The 14,259-nt window shown below is 68.8% G+C and carries 15 protein-coding genes; 5 read left to right on the forward strand and 10 right to left on the reverse strand.

What is annotated here, in order from left to right; genetic code table 11:
• The first annotated feature begins 28 nt into the window (after positions 1 to 28).
• The 3 genes from AMK34_RS15155 to AMK34_RS15165 all read left to right on the forward strand — a co-directional run bounded on the left by AMK34_RS15155 (position 29) and on the right by AMK34_RS15165 (position 2,560).
• Complete coding sequence (locus AMK34_RS15155; RefSeq protein WP_073845785.1) at positions 29 to 1,057, forward strand: threonine aldolase family protein; 1,029 nt, start codon at positions 29 to 31, stop codon at positions 1,055 to 1,057.
• A 2-nt stretch (positions 1,058 to 1,059) separates the two neighbouring features.
• The gene (locus AMK34_RS15160) at positions 1,060 to 1,650 is read left to right on the forward strand and encodes an HAD family hydrolase (RefSeq protein WP_073845786.1); all 591 of its coding nucleotides are present in this window, start codon (positions 1,060 to 1,062) and stop codon (positions 1,648 to 1,650) included.
• A gap of 88 nt (positions 1,651 to 1,738) precedes the next feature.
• Positions 1,739 to 2,560: an SAM-dependent methyltransferase gene (locus AMK34_RS15165; RefSeq protein WP_038521455.1), complete on the forward strand. Its 822-nt coding sequence runs from the start codon at positions 1,739 to 1,741 to the stop codon at positions 2,558 to 2,560.
• Here the strand turns inward: AMK34_RS15165 and AMK34_RS15170 are convergent.
• The 3 genes from AMK34_RS15170 to AMK34_RS15180 all read right to left on the reverse strand — a co-directional run bounded on the left by AMK34_RS15170 (position 2,557) and on the right by AMK34_RS15180 (position 4,933).
• The gene (locus AMK34_RS15170; protein ID WP_007032516.1) at positions 2,557 to 2,742 is read right to left on the reverse strand and encodes a hypothetical protein; all 186 of its coding nucleotides are present in this window, start codon (positions 2,740 to 2,742) and stop codon (positions 2,557 to 2,559) included. The genes AMK34_RS15165 and AMK34_RS15170 overlap by 4 nt on opposite strands.
• A gap of 85 nt (positions 2,743 to 2,827) precedes the next feature.
• Positions 2,828 to 4,015 (reverse strand): pyridoxal phosphate-dependent aminotransferase, encoded by a 1,188-nt coding sequence (locus AMK34_RS15175; RefSeq protein WP_073845787.1) that lies wholly within the window; start codon positions 4,013 to 4,015, stop codon positions 2,828 to 2,830.
• A 9-nt stretch (positions 4,016 to 4,024) separates the two neighbouring features.
• Entirely contained in the window at positions 4,025 to 4,933 is a 909-nt protein-coding gene (locus AMK34_RS15180; protein ID WP_073845788.1) for a TetR/AcrR family transcriptional regulator C-terminal domain-containing protein, read from the reverse strand.
• Positions 4,934 to 5,076: 143 nt separating this feature from the next.
• Here AMK34_RS15180 and AMK34_RS15185 point away from each other — a divergent pair, with 143 nt between their 5' ends.
• On the forward strand, positions 5,077 to 6,261 hold the full coding sequence (locus AMK34_RS15185) for an FAD-dependent monooxygenase (RefSeq protein ID WP_073845789.1): 1,185 nt from the start codon (positions 5,077 to 5,079) through the stop codon (positions 6,259 to 6,261).
• A 199-nt stretch (positions 6,262 to 6,460) separates the two neighbouring features.
• Here the strand turns inward: AMK34_RS15185 and AMK34_RS15190 are convergent, their stop codons facing one another.
• The 7 genes from AMK34_RS15190 to purD all read right to left on the reverse strand — a co-directional run bounded on the left by AMK34_RS15190 (position 6,461) and on the right by purD (position 12,895).
• A complete protein-coding gene (locus tag AMK34_RS15190) occupies positions 6,461 to 7,579 on the reverse strand; it encodes a transglycosylase SLT domain-containing protein (RefSeq protein ID WP_038521467.1) in 1,119 nt (372 codons plus the stop codon).
• A gap of 44 nt (positions 7,580 to 7,623) precedes the next feature.
• The gene (locus AMK34_RS15195) at positions 7,624 to 7,935 is read right to left on the reverse strand and encodes a hypothetical protein (protein ID WP_038521469.1); all 312 of its coding nucleotides are present in this window, start codon (positions 7,933 to 7,935) and stop codon (positions 7,624 to 7,626) included.
• Between the two features lie 147 nt (positions 7,936 to 8,082).
• On the reverse strand, positions 8,083 to 8,853 hold the full coding sequence (locus AMK34_RS15200; protein ID WP_073845790.1) for an ESX secretion-associated protein EspG: 771 nt from the start codon (positions 8,851 to 8,853) through the stop codon (positions 8,083 to 8,085).
• Between the two features lie 4 nt (positions 8,854 to 8,857).
• The gene (locus tag AMK34_RS15205) at positions 8,858 to 10,507 is read right to left on the reverse strand and encodes a PPE domain-containing protein (RefSeq protein ID WP_073845791.1); all 1,650 of its coding nucleotides are present in this window, start codon (positions 10,505 to 10,507) and stop codon (positions 8,858 to 8,860) included.
• 10 nt (positions 10,508 to 10,517) lie between these two features.
• On the reverse strand, positions 10,518 to 11,159 hold the full coding sequence (locus AMK34_RS15210) for a DUF3558 domain-containing protein (protein ID WP_241832773.1): 642 nt from the start codon (positions 11,157 to 11,159) through the stop codon (positions 10,518 to 10,520).
• Positions 11,110 to 11,496, reverse strand: a complete 387-nt coding sequence (locus AMK34_RS15215) for a PE domain-containing protein (RefSeq protein WP_037334617.1) — start codon at positions 11,494 to 11,496, stop codon at positions 11,110 to 11,112. Before AMK34_RS15215 ends, AMK34_RS15210 begins: the two co-directional genes overlap by 50 nt.
• A gap of 136 nt (positions 11,497 to 11,632) precedes the next feature.
• Entirely contained in the window at positions 11,633 to 12,895 is a 1,263-nt protein-coding gene (gene purD, locus AMK34_RS15220) for a phosphoribosylamine--glycine ligase (protein ID WP_038521481.1), read from the reverse strand.
• Positions 12,896 to 13,071: 176 nt separating this feature from the next.
• Here purD and AMK34_RS15225 point away from each other — a divergent pair, with 176 nt between their 5' ends.
• Positions 13,072 to 14,190 carry a glycerophosphodiester phosphodiesterase gene (locus AMK34_RS15225; RefSeq protein WP_038521484.1) on the forward strand — a complete coding sequence of 373 codons (1,119 nt, stop codon included), beginning with the start codon at positions 13,072 to 13,074 and terminating at the stop codon, positions 14,188 to 14,190.
• Positions 14,191 to 14,259 lie beyond the last annotated feature (69 nt).

A 14,259-nucleotide genomic window follows, 5' to 3' on the forward strand; every position in this document is an offset into this window, starting at 1 on the left:
GGGCCCGTCGATGTGATGTGATCGTACCGTGACCTCGCGCTCTCTCCCGCTGATCGATTTCCGCTCCGACACCGTCACCCGGCCCGACGACGTCATGCGCCAGGCCATGGCGAAGGCCGAGGTCGGCGACAACGTCCTCGACGGCGATCCGACCGTCGCCGCGCTGGAACAGCGCGCCGCGAAACTCCTCGGCATGCCCGCCGCGCTCTGGACCCCGTCCGGGACCATGGCGAACCTGATCGCGCTGAGCATCCATCTCCAGCGTGGCGACCGGTTCCTCGCACCGCGTGGCTCGCACGTCATCACCGACGAGCTCGGTTCCGCGGCCTGGCTCGCGGGCGGCATGCCGGAGCCGCTGGAGCACGACGCCGGGCCCGGGCGGCCGACGCCGGAGACGCTTTCGGCCGCGATCGGCGTCCCGCGCGGGCCGTACTACGCGCTGCGCACCCCGCTGTTGTGCCTGGAGAACACGCACAACACGGCGGGCGGCGCGGTCACCCCGCCCGACGAGCACGCCCAGCTGGTGGCGATCGCGAAGGAGGCCGGGCTGACCGTGCACCTCGACGGCGCCCGCATCTGGCACGCGTCGGTCGCGCTGGAGGTCCCGCCCGCGGCCCTCACGGTCGGCGTCGACACCGTGTCCGCCTGTTTCTCCAAGGGGCTCGGCGCGCCCGTCGGCTCGGTGGTGGCCGGCAGCGAGGAGTTCGTCGAGAAGGCGCGGCGGATGCGCCAGATGCTCGGCGGCGGCGTCCGGCAGGGCGGCGTGCTGGCGGCGGCCTGCATGGTCGCGCTGGACCGCATCGGCGACCTCGCCGAGACCCACGAGAACGCGACCCGGCTCGCGGCCGGGTTCGCCGAGCTCGGCTGGGAGGTCAACGCTCCCGAGACCAACATCGTGCAGGTCACCGCACCGGATCTCGAAGGGCGGCTGGCGTGGCTGGCCGGGCTCGGGATCCTGACGCTGCCGAGCTCGGGCCGGATCCGCTTCGTCGCGCACCGGGACCTTTCGGCGGCGGACATCGAAGAAACCCTTCAACGCGTCAAGACCGGGGGCTGAACATGAACTGGATCGTCTTCGACTACGGCGACGTCATCAGCGAGCACACCGACGCGCTGCCGACCCTGGCCAAGGCCTTCGGCCTCGATCTCGCCGACTTCGAGCCGCACTATTGGGCCGAGCGGGTCCAGTACGACTCGGGCGGCTCGGACCTCGAGTACTGGCAGAACGTCGGCCGCGCGCTGAACGTGCCTGTCGACAAGGCGTTCGCGGACGAGCTGACCCGCATCGACGTCGAGGGCTGGACGCACCTCGAACCGGACGTCCTCGAACTGCTGGAAGGGCTGCACGAGGCAGGCGCGGCGCTCGCATTGCTCTCGAACGCGTCGTCCACCTTCGGCCGGTGGGTGCGCGAGCAGGAGTGGGCGAAGCTGTTCCGCGTGAAGCTCTTCTCGGGTGACCTCGGCTGCATGAAGCCCGACGCGAAGATCTATCGGATCCTGCTCGCCGAACTCGGCGCCGAACCGGGCGACTGCCTGTTCTTCGACGATCGTCAGTCCAATGTGGACGGTGCACGGGCGGTGGGGATGAAGGCCGAACGCTGGGTCGGCGTGACAACAGCGAAATCCAGCTTCGGCTCTTCGGAGGAATAATTCACCCTCACCGCTCATCCGCTTACGCGCGGTGAAGCGGATGACCTACGCTGAACGCGTCCAAACCGAGTTACCCCGGTAGGTGCCCATGTCAGCGGACCAGCGCCCGTTCGTGCCCGTCGATTTCGACCGGCCGAGCATCGCGAGGGTCTTCGACGCGCTGATGGGCGGCCAGGACAACTACGAAGCGGACAGGGTGGCGCTGCGCCAGATCCTGGAAATCTCGCCGGACGCGCAGGCGATGGCCAAAGAAGTGCGGCACTGGCTGGTGCGGACCGTGCGCTACCTGACCGACCGGGAAGGCATCGACCAGTTCCTCGACCTCGGTTCCGGTTTCCCGAGCATGGACAACACGCACCAGGTCGCGCAGCGGTACAACCCCGAGGCCCAGGTCGTCTACGTCGACCGGGATCCGGTGGTGCAGGCGCACGGCCGCGCGCTGCTCGCGGCGAACGACTTCGCGCATATGGTGGCCGCGGACCTGACCGAACCGGCCGAGGTCGTCGAGGAACTCGCCCGCACCCACCGGCTGGACTTCGACCGGCCCGTCGGGCTCGTCCTGTGCGCGATCGTCCACCACATCCAGGACCTCGACGAGGCGCGGAAGACCGTCCGCGCCTACGTCGACGCGCTGGCCCCGGGCTCGTTCGTCGCGCTGCTGCACCAGCACAACCCCGCCGATGGCTCCGAAGCCGCCGACGTCGCGACGGCACTCGAGAAGCGCTTCAACGGCACGGGGCTGGACACGCTGTACCGCACGCGTGACGAGATCGAGTCGTTCTTCGAAGGACTCGATCTCATGGAGCCCGGGCTGACGTACCCGCACCTGTGGTGGCCGGACGGCCCGCGCTTCACCCCGCTTTCGCCCGTGAACTTCACGTCGCTCGGCGGGGTGGCGCGTAAGCCTTAGCGGCGGAGCTGCTTCGGGGTGCCCTTGCCCTTGATGGCGCCGTACGCGGCCGTGCCGAGGAAGACCGCGCCGCCGATGACGGCGATCCAAAAGACGGCCTTCACGAGGAAACCGAGCACGGATCCGAGCACCATGAAGGCCACCCAAGCCAGGATCAGCCCGCCGACGATCTTCCAGAACATGGCATCCTCCGATTGCCTCACCGTGCCCGAGCGGGCCCGGTGAGTCCAGGTTGTCAGGCGAAGCTCGCGAGCGCCTTCATTCCGCCTAACGTTCAGGGTGATTTCCGGGTTCCCCCTGAGCGGTGAGCCACTTGCCCAGCCTGCGGACCCCTTCGTCGATGTCCTCGCGAGAACCCGCGAAGGAGAACCGCACGAACCGGCCGCCGTCGACCGGGTCGAAGTCGATCCCGGGAGCGATCGCGACGCCCGTTTCGGCGAGGAGCCGTTGGCACCAGCTGAGGCTGTCGGTCGTGTACGCGGAGACATCGGCGTAGGCGTAGAAGGCGCCTTCGGCCGGCGCGAGCTTGTCGATGCCGATGCCCTTGAGACCGGCGAAGAGCACGTCGCGGTTGGCCCGGTAGCGCTCGACGTGACCGTTGGCCTCCGCGTACGCCTCCGGGGTGAACGCGGCGACCGCGGCGTGCTGGGAGACCGCGGGTGGGCAGATGGTGAAGTTGCCGGTCAGGACGTCGATCGCGCGATGCAGCCGCTGCGGCGCGAGCATCCAGCCGAGCCGCCAGCCGGTCATGGCGAAGTACTTGGAGAACGAGCCGAGGACGAGCGCTTCGTTGCCGTACTGCCAGGCGCAATCGAGCCCGGCGCCATAGGAGATCCCGTGGTAGATCTCGTCGCTGATCAGCTGCACACCGCGTGACGCGCACCAGCCGCTGATCGCCGCCAGTTCACCCGGCGGCAGGACGGTGCCGGTCGGATTGCTCGGGCTGGCCACGATGAGTCCCTTGACCGGCCCCAATTCGTCGAGCAGCGCGACGGTCGGCTGGAAGTTCGTGTCCGCCCCGGTGGCGAACTCGACGACCTCGCAACCGAGCACCTTCAGCAGGTTGCGGTAGGCCGGGTAGCCGGGACGCGCCATCGCGACGCGGTCGCCCGCCTCGAAGGCGCTGAGGAACGAGAGCAGGAAACCGCCGGAGGAACCGGTCGTCATGATGACGTCCTGCGGGCTCACGTCGACCGGGTACGTGCGGTTGTAGTGCTCCGCGACGGCCTCGCGCAGCTCCGGGATGCCGAGCTGCTCGGTGTAGCCGAGGTTGTGGTCCTTCAGCGCCCGTTGCGCGGCTTCGAGCACCGGTCCCGGCGCCGGGGCGGACGGCTGCCCGGCGAGCAACGGGACCAGGTCGCCGTGGCTGCGCTGCCGGGCCTGTGCGGCCGAAAGGACGTCCATGACGTGGAACGGCGGGACGTCGGAACGTGCGGCGGGACCGGGGATGAGCATGACGTGAGGCTAACCGGACTTCGCGAGGAGAACCGAGTAGCCGTCGAGGAGCCGTTGCAGGCCGAACTCGAAGAGCGTGTCGAGGTCGTAGTCGAACGGAGCGCGCGAGACGACACCGGCGAAGTTCGGGAAACGGCCGCCGGACACCAGATCCCAGAGGATCGGCTCGTGCTCCGCCAGCCAGGCGTCGGCCGTGACCGCCGTTCCGGATTCGGTGTCGGCTTCGGCCTCGAAGTTGAGGGCGATGCCGCGTACGTGGTTGAAGATCGTGATGTGCGCGTACATGATCGTCGACGGCGGGAGGCCGTGACCGTCGAGCGCGCGGGTCGCCCAATCGGCGTGTGTCAGCAGATTCGGCAGTGGCTGCGGGCGGGTGATCGAGAGCGCCTGCGCGAGCCAGGGATGCCGCCGGAACAGAGCCCATTGCGCCCTCGCCATCAGCTCCAGCTGGGCCCGCCAGCCGGATGGCGGCTCGGGCGGGAAGCGGATCTCGCCGAGTGCCATGTCCGCCATCTCGAGGATCAGCTCCTCCTTCGCGGTGACATGGCGATAAAGCGCCATCGTCGCGACGCCGAGCCCGGAGGCGACGCGGCGCATCGAGAGCGCGCGAATGCCCTCGGCGTCGGCGATCCGGATCGCGGCCTTCACCACTCGCTCGCGTGACAGCTCCGCCTCGGTCTTCGGCGCGGCCTTCCGGGTGCGGCTCGCGACGACCGTGCCCGCGCCGGGTTTGGCGACGACCAGGCCGTCCCGTTTGAGCGTGGCGAGCACCTTCGTCGCGGTCGCCATCGCGACGCCCCACTCGGCGATGATCCGGCGGGTCGACGGGACCTTGTCGCCCTCGCGAAGCTCGCCGGACGTGATCCGGTGACGGATCTCGGCGGCGATCCGCAGATAGGGCGGATCGGTTCTTGCCATAGTGCACCTTACCGCATTCCAGGTGCCGCACTAGCTCGATCGCACTAGTGCAGTGAAGGTTTTCTAGCGGTTTTACTGGGGCTGAGCCGACGTGTCCATACGTTGTACGCAGTGCTTCAAAACGCCGTACACAAGGAGTGGACATGCGGAAGGTCCTGATTTCGGGCGCGGGTATCGCCGGTACGACGCTGGCGTACTGGCTGCGCCGGCACGGTTTCGCGCCGACGGTCGTCGAGCGGGCGCCCGCGCCCCGGGTCGGCGGGCACGCGGTCGACATCCGCGGTACGGCGCTCGGCGTCGTCGACCGGATGGGGGTGCTCGAACGCCTCCGCGAGCTACGGACGGACATGCGTGGGATGTCGTTCGTGAACGGCGAGGGCAAGACCCTCGTGAACGTCACCGACCACACGCTGACCGGCGGGCTCACCGACAGCGAGGACGTCGAGATCCTGCGGGACGACCTCACCGACACATTGGCTTCCGTCGCTCAGGAGGGTGTCGAGTACGTCTACGGGGACTGGATCACCGGGATCACGCAGCGCACCGACGGTGTCCGAGTCGCCTTCGCACGCGGAGAGGCTCGGGACTTCGACCTCGTCATCGGCGCGGACGGGCAGCACTCGGCGGTGCGGTCACTGGTTTTCGGTGCGGAGAAAGAGTTTTCGCACTACATGGACACCTATCTCGCGGTGTTCACCGTGCCGAACTTCCTCGATCTGGACCGCTGGCAGACCTTCCACATGACGCCGGGGAAACTGGCCGGGCTGTACAGCGCGCGAAAGAACACGGAAGCGCGGGCGATGCTCGGTTTCCAGTCGCCGGAGCTCGACTTCGACCGGCACGACCTGGAGCAGCAACGAAAACTGATCGCCGACCGGTTCGCCGGTCAAGGCTGGGAAGTGCCGCGGCTGCTTCGCGAAATGGCGTCGAGCGAGCTGTACTTCGATTCCATGACCCAGATCCGGATGGACCGGTTCACCGACGGGCGGGTCGCGCTGGTCGGCGACGCGGGCTATGGACCGTCGCCGCTTTCGGGGCAGGGCACCAGTTTGGCGATCGTCGGGGCCTACGTGCTCGCCGGGTCGCTGGCCGCTTCTCTTGACCACCGCGCCGCTTTTGCTTCCTACGAAAGGGAAATGCGGCCATTCGTACTCAAGAACCAAGCGCTGGCGGCGATGAACCAGAAGAGTCAGACGCGGTTCCGGCAGTGGAAACAGATCCAGTCGATGCGGGTGCTGCCTCATCTGCCGTTCCGGGACCGGCTGATGAAGGCGGCCATGCGACCGCTCACGGTAGCGGCGAACGCCTTGGCACTCAAGGACTACTGACGGCGGGCCCTTGGGGTGCGCCGGCCGGGGGACTCGCGTGACTGGACGGACGACACGCGTGACGGAAGTGACTTGATATCCGTGAAGGCCTCCTTTCCCAAGTACATGAAGGCCCCCTTCACTGCGTCTAGCGCAATGAAGGGGGCCTTCATGTACTTCTCTGGCGGGCCCGAAACGCGGCACGCGCCGGTCGAGCTCGTTAGTAGCCCTGGTATCCGCCGCCACCGGCCATGGACTTCAGGCCCGGGTGGCCTTCGAAACCGCCGTACCGCGAGAACGTGTACCGCACGCCCGCGATGATGTTGTCGACCGGGTTGTAGATGTCGTCGTGCCCGGGAAGCTTGTGCGCGTTGAAGGTCGGGTCGATGCACTGCATCAACCCCTTCGACGGCGTGCCCTTCGCCGCGTTGGAGTCCCAGTTGTTGATGGCGTTGGGGTTACCGCCGGACTCCTTCTCGATGATCGTCCAGATCTTCTGGATATCCGCCTCGGTCACCGGGATCCCGTTGGCCTGCAGGATCTTGATGGCCTCTTGGATCCACTGCTGGACGTTGCCCGGCGGCGTCGTCGACGGCGGACCGCCGCTCGGGCCGAGGCCGCCGCCCCCACCGCCACCGCCGCCGCCTCCTCCACCGCCGCCACCGGCGTGGAGTCCGCCGGTGCGCTTGGGGACGGAGCCGTCCTTGCCGGGCATCGGGACGGTGGAATAGCCGCCCTGGATGTCCTTCTTCATCAGTTCTTGGGACTTCTGGATCATCTGGTTGGCCTGGTCGAGCAGGCCCTTGACCCGGCCGTCCGCGTCCTTGGCGATGCCGTTGATGTCGGTCTTGGCCTTCTGGATGATCTCGTCGGCCGAAGGGCTCGGCGCCGGTTTGTGATCCTTCTCGGCCTGCGCGGCGGCCGTGATCGCCGCGTTCTTGTCCGACTCCGCCTGGGTGTTCCTTTTGTTGACCGCCGCTTCGGCGTCTTCGTAGACACCTTTCACCTGGGCCTTGATGTTGCCGAGATCGGTGTGGACGCGATCGAGGTCGTCGACGACCTTGCCCAGCTGCTCTTCGACGTTCTTCCCGGCCTTGGTGATCGACTTGACGTACTCGAAGAAGGCCTCTGCGGCGGGCCCGGCCCAGACGCCGCCGTTCAGCGCCTCGGTCGACGTCGACAACGCCGCGCTGTGGTCACCCGCGTTGTCGGCGGCCGTCTTGAACTGCCTCGACGCGTTCTGAATGGCGGCGAGGTTGACCTTGCTGATCTGCTCGGCCTTCTGGGTCAGTCCGTCCCAGCCGTCCGGCGTGCCGGCGCCGACACCGTTCAAAGCCACTGCTCAAGCCCCCTTGGTCTTCGGCCCCCAGGCCTGGCGAGTCGTCACAGGTCCCCGTGCACCTTCAGGTTGTCCACGTGGACCGCTTCGGTCTCCTTGATCAGCCCCGCGGCCTTTCGCAGCACGAAGGCCGTGGCCTCCATCAGCTGACCGGCCGAATCGAATTCGTTGTGGACACCCTGTTTGAACTTGCCGACCGCGCCCTGCGCGTCGCCGTGCTCGTCCACTCCGCCGAAGGGGCTTTCCTTCTCGTCATCCATCCCGGTGACGCCTTTTTTGGTCTTCTCGAACTCGTCCTTGAGCTTCTCCACCTGACCGGCGGCGATCCCCATGGAATCCGGGTCGTACACAGGCACGGTTCGTCATCCCCTTCACGGAAAAACTTGTGTCCGCCCGATCTGACGCGCGGCCGATCAAGACGGTTCCCGCGCATACTTTAAGACCTCGGCAGGGGGCCGTGTGCGTATCCACGCCAACTTCCACCCCGCCGATAATCGGGCGAATCAGAAATCGGCGACTTCCCGGATCCTCGTCGCCAGCAGTTGATTGTCCGCCGGGGTGATGGTCGCCCAATCCCGCCCGTCGCGGTTCCGCGCGACCTGGAACAGATAGCGGCCCGCGTCCGTGTCGTAGAAGGCGACCACGCCGTCCGCGCGCCGCGGGCGGCCGTCGCGGCCCGCGCGTTCGGCACCGAACTGGCCGCGCGCCTCCTGGCCCAGCAGCATGCCCGCCACCTCCTGCGCCTGCCAGAGGGGCACGTCCAGATCTTCCAGGGCCGTGACCAGCGCTTTCGCCTCGCCGCGGGCCGTGGCGTCGGCTTGGACGAGGACGTCGTGGGGGATGCTGATCGACTGGCCGACACCGGGGCCGAGATCACCCGCGACCGAGACGGCGGCTTCGGCCAGCGAACTCTCGCGGGCCGGGATCAGCCACACCTGACCGGCGTCGATCACGCCGAGCAACGCCTGGTTGCCGACGCTGACCGCCTGGCCCTTGATCTCGCGGTCGGTCCACACCCAGACGTCGATCGCGAGCCGGGGGTGCGCGAACAGGTTCAGCATGTCGACCAGCTCGCCCGACGCCTGGTGTCCCCGCGCGAGCCCTCGCGCGCGCAGGGATTCCCAGGCCTCTTCGATCAGTGCCGCCCGCTCCGTATGGGTCGTTCCGGGGCTCGGCACGTCGAGTGCGACATGGCGGCGGGGCAGCCTTTCGGCTTCCCAGAGCATTTCGAACTCGAGTGCGGACAGCACCAGGCTGCCGTTGTCGTTCGGCACAGGGTCAGCGCGTTTCGGAGTTGCCGTGGTCACCGATCACGTCCGGCGACACCAAGCGCTCGTCGGTGAACAGATCCTTGTCGTCGACGCCATAACGCCTGATGTGCTCCGCGTCCTCTTCGACGTCCTGGGTGGCCGCGCGCTCCATGAACTTCGACTCGGGCTTCGGCTGCTTCGCGCCGATCTTCTCCGAGCGCCGCATGGCCTCCTCTTCGGGAAGCTCGCCGATCGGCAGCTGGCGGGTCGGCTTCACGCCGCCTTCCTGGCGGGGACGGCGGTCGCGTTCCTTGTCGCCGCTCAGCGCGCCACCGGCGACACCGGCGCCGAGCGCGGCGGCACCGGCGCCCAGGTCGCCCGCGGCCGGGCCGGTGATCTTCGGGACGGCGGGGAAGCCGCGGCCGGATTCGTTGCCGGGGGCCAACGGCGCCTGCGGTCCGGAGCCGACCGAGCGGCCCTTGCCGAGCGCCTGATCGCCACCGGCGCCGCCGCCGACGTTGCCGAAGACACCGGGGCCGGAGCTGGAACCGGCGCCTTTGCCGAGCGCGGCGTCGATACCGGGACCGGTGCCGAAGGACTTGCCGACCGGCTGCGCCGACGTGGTGCTGTTCGGCGGCAGGCTGCCGGTGGACTGGCCCGGCGGGATGTTCGGGTTGGACGGCGCGCCCGGCGGGACAAACGGCGGCGAAGCGGGAGGGCCGGTGACCGGGTACGAAGGCCTGCCCTGTTCGGGCTGCGGGGACGGCCGGTTCGGCGTCACCCAGCCGGAGCCCGGGGCGGGAGCCGGCCGCGAAGTGCCGGCCGGTGTCGTCGAGCCCGCCGACGCGGGAGCGGTCGCGCCGGGTGCCGCCGAAGCGGTCTTCCTGGCCGTCCCGCCGCCCATGGCGACGCCGTAGGCCGGGGTCGGGGCGTCGTAGGACGGCGCCTTCGGGTGGCTGACCGGCTGCGCGACCGGCGGCACGTACTTCGACTCGACGGCGGCCGACGCGGGCCGCACGCTGCCGTCCGGGGTCAGATCCGTGGCCGTGCCCGCGAGGTCGAGCGGGGCGGACCCGCCGCCCGCGCCGGCGGTCGTCGTGGTCTGGGTCAGGTTCATCGCCTGCGGATCGGCCAGGGTGTCGGTCGTCAGCAGGTTCTCGCCGCTCGTCTTGGCGTAGTCGTTCAACGCCTCCTGCGCCTGCGCCCGCGCGTTGTTCGCGGCGCTGACGGTCTTGGCGTGGTCGGTCTCGAACCCGATGAGGCTCAGCAGGACGTCGCCGACGGTCAGGCCGCCGGCGCCCTTCCGGACCACGTCCGGATCCGGGAGCTTGTGCAGCGTCCGGTTGAAGGCCTCACCCTGGGCGAAGATCATCTCCGCGGAATGCGAGACCTTCGTGTTCGCGTCCTGGGAGAAACCCGCCTGCTCGGTGAACACCTGACCGGCGGCGCCGCCCGCTTCGCTCTGCCATTCCACGCCGAGCTTGCCCAGCTCGTCACGCAGCGTCTTGTCGGTGTCGGCGAGCGCGCCCGCGACGGATTTCAGCGCGTCGACGGCGATGCCGATGCTGCCGGTGCCGTCGCCGCTGCGGAACTGCTCGATCTCGGTCGCGATCCCGGTGTCGGTGTAGCCGTCGAACCGAAGATCGCGGAGCCTGCCCGCGAGGTCGGAAACGTTCACGCCGCCCTCCCTAATTGCGTGCTTTCAAGGTCTGCAAAGCCAAATCGGCCGCCAGTGCGGACTTCTCGCACAGCTGCGGCATGGTGAACGCGCCCGCGGTGATGGTGACGGCCCGCACCGCCAGCGTCTGTCCTTTCGCGACGCCGACGAGCGTTTCGCAATCACCCGGCGTGCCGGTGTCGCGGTGGTTCCTGATGGCGGGGAACCCGTCGACCTGCGTCGGTTCCGTCGTCATGCTGTTCTTGCGGCGCTTGCCGGTGAACCATTCTTCGACGTCCGCCGTGATCGTGCGGACGTAGTAACTGTGGAAAGGCTGTTCGGCGTCCGCGTCGAAGACACAGGTCGGGCCGTCGATCGGTTCCGCGGCCGGGCGCGGTTTGCTGTTGATCTTGAGCCGGTCGAGCTGCGGATCGGCGAGCAGGACACACGGATCGACACCCTGGAGGGTGAACTCGGCGGGCCTGGCGGGCAGCGCGGACGCCTTGGCACCCTGCGTGGCCGAAGCCAGCGCGGGTTCGTTCGGGAACGGCTGACCGCCCGTGTCCGTGGTACATCCGGCCAGGGCGAGGGTGAGCACGCCGCCGGACACCAGCACACGGGGCCTACGCCCGGTGAACACCACGGTCCCCGAGAGCGGCCGCCTTGTCCGCATCACTGGTCTTGTACTCCTTGGCCGCCGTGCGGAGCTGGCTGACCAATCCCCGCAGACCGGCCACGTACGCCCGGACCTGCGCGGCGTACGACTGGTCGCCGTCGGCCACCAGCGAGTTCCACACGTCGGTCGCGTGCACGCTCACGGTGTCGTTGGCCGGAGTGTCGATCCGCAGCTGGTCGAGCCGCGTCATGAGCTTGTCCTGCAACGCGTCGACCTGCTCTTCGACGATCTTCGCCACTTCGAGCAGCTTCGACGGATCGACTCTGATGTCGGCCACCGACGGTGGCGTCGGGACCGCCGACGTGAGGTCCTGGACCTTGCCCGATGCTGCCATTCCCCACCCCTTGGACACTGCGCACGGTGACCGTTCGTCCTGTCTGAGGCTACCAACGCGGATGTATCGGCTGCCTAAGCTTTGCCGGAAATACCGGGTTAGACGCACCAAGGACCGGAGCGGTTCCGTCCGGAATTCACGAGACCGGGGTGGCGATCTCTCCCTTGGCGGCGAGCAGGGCGATGTCGGTGCGATGGTGGGAGCCGGCCAAGTGGACCTTCTCGACCGTCGCGTAGGCGTCCTTGCGGGCGGCCTTCAAGTTCTTGCCGGTGCCGACGACCGACAACACGCGGCCGCCGGAGGAGACCACGGCGCCGTCGTCGCGGCGGCGGGTGCCGGCGTGGAGCACGCCTTCGAGCTCGCCACCGGTGATGACGTCGCCGGTCCTCGGCTTGCCGGGGTAGCCGTCGGCGGCGAGCACGACGGTGACCGCCGCGCCGGAATCCCAGTCCAGCGGCGGCAGTTCGGCGAGCTTGCCGGTCGCCGTCGCGTGCAGGACCTTGCCGAGCGGGCTGCGCAGCAGCGCCAGGACGACCTGGGTCTCCGGGTCGCCGAAGCGGCAGTTGAACTCGATGACCTGCGGGCCCTCGGAAGTCAGCGCGAGACCGGCGTAGAGCAGGCCGGAGAAGGTGGCGCCACGTTTGTCGAGTTCGTCGACCACGGGCTGGACGATCCGGGCGACGACGTCGTCGACCAGGTCCTTCGGCGCCCACGGCAACGGCGCGTACGCCCCCATGCCGCCGGTGTTCGGGCCCGCGTCGCCGTCGCCGACGCGTTTGAAGTCCTGCGCGGGCAGCAGCGGGACGACCGTGCGGCCGTCGACGAAGCAGAAGAGAGAGGCCTCCGGGCCGTCGAGGAACGACTCCAGGAGCACCGGGTGGCCGCCGTCGAGCAGCATCAGGGCGTGCTTGCGCGCGACGTCGACGTCCGTGGTGACCACGACGCCCTTGCCCGCGGCGAGACCGTCGTCCTTGACCACCCAGGTGGGGCCGAACCGGCCGAGCGCGGCATCGAGACGGGCGGGGTTGTCGACGACCTCGCAGTGCGCCGTCGGCACCTTCGCGGCCGCCATGACGTCCTTCGCGAAGGCCTTCGAGCCCTCGATCCTGGCCGCGGACGCGGACGGGCCGAAGCAGGCGATGCCCGCCTTCCGGACCGCGTCGGCGACACCCGCCACCAGCGGGACCTCGGGACCGACCACCACCAGGTCCGCCTGCCACTGCTTCGCGAGGGCGGAGACCGATTCGGGGTCGGCCGCGTCTACGCCGAGCTGCTCGGCCACCGAAGAGGTGCCGGCGTTGCCCGGGGCACAGGCCAGTGCGGTGACGGAAGGGTCTTCCGCGACCGCGAGGACGAGTGCATGCTCACGGGCGCCGGACCCGATTACCAGTACGCGCACGACGCACAGGGTAACCGGGCCGGTGAGCCCCGAACACGTCGCCGTCCTCGAGCGGGTGGTTCCATCCGGCGTTCACCCGGCGGTCAGGCCTCCGCCGGTCCGTCTTCGCCGTCCGGACGCCTCCTGCGTCAAGGGTGGCGCGGTACCCCGAGTTCAAGCGAAAGAGGTCATCCACCATGCGAAAGCGCCTGGGCGTGCTCGCCCTGTCCGGACTCGCCGTACTCAGTGTCACCGGGTTGGCCGGCGCCGCCGAGCCGGGTGCCCGAGATGTGTCGGCGTCGGCCAAGGGCCACGATGGGCCGGTGATCGTCGGACACCGCGGCGCCCCCGGCTACCGCCCGGAGCACACGCTCGCCTCGTATGAGCTCGCCTACCGCCAGGGCGTCGACTGGGTCGACGTCGACCTGGTGCCCACCAAGGACGGCCAGCTCGTCGCCCGGCACGAGAACGAGATCGGCGGGACCACCGACGTCGCGAAGCACCCCGAGTTCGCGGGCCGGAAGACGACGAAGGTCATCGACGGCACGTCGTTCACCGGCTGGTTCACCGAGGACTTCACGCTCGCCGAGCTGAAGACCCTGCGCGCGACCGAGCGGATCCCGCAGCTGCGGCCGAACAACAAGATCTACGACGGCCGCTACCAGATCGCCACCTACCAGGAAGTGCTCGACCTGACGCGCCGCCTGGGCCGCGAACTGCGCCGCGAGCTGGGGACGTACCCGGAGATCAAGCACTCGACCTACTTCTCGTCGATCAAGAACCCGACCGAGCCGAAGCTGGTCGAGCTGCTCAAGCGCAACGGGCTCAACCACCCGAAGGCGCCAGTGATCATCCAGTCGTTCGAGGTGTCGAACCTGATCGAGCTCTCGCGCCAGGTGCGGGTGCCGCTGCTGCAGCTGACCTCGGCGTCGGGCGCTCCGGCCGACTTCGTCGCGAAGGGTGACCCGCGGACGTACGCCGACCTCGTGACGCCGGCGGGCCTGAAGGAGATCTCGAAGTACGCGGACTACCTGGGCCCGGAGAAGGCGCAGGTCATCCCGGTGGTGAACGGCGCGCTGGGGCAGCCGACCAAGCTCGTCGCCGACGCGCACAAGGCCGGGCTGAAGGTCGGGCCGTACACGTTCCGCAACGAGAACAACTTCCTCCCGCAGAACCTGCGTTCGTCGGCGAACCTCGCCGAGTACGGCAACGCGTTCGCCGAGCAGGAAGCGTTCCTGAAGGCGGGTGTCGACGGGTACTTCGCCGACCACCCGGACACGGCGCTGGAGGCCGTGAAGGCGTTCCAGGGGCGCTGAGCTCTCGCGGTCGTGAGTTGACCGGCGGCATCAAGGCCTCTTTGCTCGCGCGCTTCTGACGATGAGTGT

Source organism: Amycolatopsis sp. CB00013, from assembly GCF_001905755.1.
Taxonomy (GTDB): Bacteria; Actinomycetota; Actinomycetes; order Mycobacteriales; family Pseudonocardiaceae; genus Amycolatopsis; species Amycolatopsis japonica.

Bases quoted from the DNA above. Each gene is read 5' to 3' on its own strand.
- AMK34_RS15160 (WP_073845786.1), top strand. From the start codon at position 1,060: ATGAACTGGATCGTCTTCGACTACGGCGACGTCATCAGCGAGCACACC.
- AMK34_RS15165 (WP_038521455.1), top strand. From the start codon at position 1,739: ATGTCAGCGGACCAGCGCCCGTTCGTGCCCGTCGATTTCGACCGGCCG.
- AMK34_RS15170 (WP_007032516.1), bottom strand. From the start codon at position 2,742: ATGTTCTGGAAGATCGTCGGCGGGCTGATCCTGGCTTGGGTGGCCTTC.
- AMK34_RS15175 (WP_073845787.1), bottom strand. From the start codon at position 4,015: ATGCTCATCCCCGGTCCCGCCGCACGTTCCGACGTCCCGCCGTTCCAC.
- AMK34_RS15180 (WP_073845788.1), bottom strand. From the start codon at position 4,933: ATGGCAAGAACCGATCCGCCCTATCTGCGGATCGCCGCCGAGATCCGT.
- AMK34_RS15185 (WP_073845789.1), top strand. From the start codon at position 5,077: ATGCGGAAGGTCCTGATTTCGGGCGCGGGTATCGCCGGTACGACGCTG.
- AMK34_RS15210 (WP_241832773.1), bottom strand. From the start codon at position 11,159: ATGCGGACAAGGCGGCCGCTCTCGGGGACCGTGGTGTTCACCGGGCGT.
- AMK34_RS15215 (WP_037334617.1), bottom strand. From the start codon at position 11,496: ATGGCAGCATCGGGCAAGGTCCAGGACCTCACGTCGGCGGTCCCGACG.
- AMK34_RS15225 (WP_038521484.1), top strand. From the start codon at position 13,072: ATGCGAAAGCGCCTGGGCGTGCTCGCCCTGTCCGGACTCGCCGTACTC.